General features: G+C 73.2%; 2 protein-coding genes. Both read left to right on the top strand.

What is annotated here, in order from left to right:
* Nucleotides 1–285, top strand: a 285-nt coding sequence (locus tag ABZ805_RS29300) for a MarR family transcriptional regulator (RefSeq protein WP_358447175.1), incomplete at its 5' end; no start/stop codon positions are given.
* Nucleotides 286–348: 63 nt separating this feature from the next.
* The gene (locus tag ABZ805_RS29295; protein WP_358447172.1) at nucleotides 349–1,332 is read left to right on the top strand and encodes an adenosine deaminase; all 984 of its coding nucleotides are present in this window, start codon (nucleotides 349–351) and stop codon (nucleotides 1,330–1,332) included.
* Nucleotides 1,333–1,397 lie beyond the last annotated feature (65 nt).

Here is a 1,397-nt window from a genome sequence, read left to right as displayed (position 1 = left end):
CTCAGCCACACCGTGCAGGCCGAACCGGCGACGCTGTCCCCGCTGCTGAAGCGGCTCGAAGCGATCGGCTACCTCACCCGCAGCCGCACCGCGGGCGACGAGCGCTCGGTCGCCGTCGCGCTCACCCCCGCCGGGCGCGCGCTGCGCGCCGAGGCCGAGCAGATCCCGCAGCAGATCGTCGACCGCCTCGGCCTGCCGCTGAGCACCCTGGAATCGCTCAACACCGCCCTGCGCGAGGTGATGGCCGCCGCCCAGCACGCCAAGGCGGGCCCGCCCGCGCGGTGAGCACCGTCTCCCCCGGCCACCGGAGCGGCGTCCGGGCCGCGGCCGCCTCGCTAGTCTCGCGGGATGAACGCCGCGCCCACCCCGCCCACAGCCGAACTGCACGTGCACATCGAAGGCACCCTCGAACCCGAGATGGTCTTCGAACTGGCCCGGCGCAACGGCATCGCGCTGCCCCACGAGTCGGTCGCCGACCTGCGGGCGAAGTACCGGTTCAGCGATCTGCAGTCGTTCCTGGACATCTACTACGCGAACATGGCCGTGCTGCGCACCGAGGCGGACTTCCACGACCTGGCCGCCGCCTACCTGGACCGCTGCGCCGCGCAGGGGGTCCGGCACGCGGAGATCTTCTTCGACCCGCAGGCGCACCTCAAGCGCGGCGTGCCGATGGAGACCGTGATCGGCGGGCTGCACTCGGCGCTGGTGAGCAGCGACGTCTCGGCCTCGCTGATCCTGTGCTTCCTGCGGGACGAGTCCGCCGAGTCGGCGGCCGAGGCGCTGCGGCTGGCCGAACCGTTCCTGGACCGCATCGTCGGCGTCGGCCTCGACTCAGCCGAGGTGGGGCACCCGCCGTCGAAGTTCACCGAGGTGTTCGCCCGCGCCCGCGAGCTGGGCCTGCACGCGGTCGCGCACGCGGGCGAGGAAGGCCCGCCGGAGTACGTGCGGGAGGCGCTGGACCTGCTCGGCGTGCGGCGCATCGACCACGGCATCCGCGCGCTGGAGGACCCGGAGCTGGTGGAGCGGTTGCGCCGGGAGCGCATCCCGCTGACGGTGTGCCCGCTGTCCAACGTGCGGCTCGGCGCGTTCGCGGAGCTCAGCGGGCACACGCTGCCCGAACTGCTGGAGCGCGGGCTGCTGGTGACGGTGAACTCGGACGACCCGGCGTACTTCGGCGGGTACGTGGACGAGAACTTCGACGCGGTGCGCCGCGAACTGGGGTTGAGCACCGAGCAGCTGCGGGAGCTGGCGGCGAACTCGTTCCGCGCGGCGTTCCTGGACGAGGCGCGCCGGGCGGAGTTCCTCGCCGAAGTGGCGGCCTGGCGGCCGTGACCCCGGGCGGTGCCGATCAGGTTGCTGCGGTGGATGCGCTCGAAGTTCTCGGCGAGCACCGCGCG

Source organism: Saccharopolyspora sp. NPDC047091 (assembly GCF_040643635.1).
Lineage (GTDB): Bacteria > Actinomycetota > Actinomycetes > Mycobacteriales > Pseudonocardiaceae > Saccharopolyspora_C.
Note: the sequence above shows the minus strand (reverse complement) of the source record. Positions and strands in the feature narration are given on the sequence as shown.

Excerpts from the sequence above, each read along its gene's own strand:
- ABZ805_RS29295 (WP_358447172.1), top strand. The coding sequence starts at position 349 with ATGAACGCCGCGCCCACCCCGCCCACAGCCGAACTGCACGTGCACATC.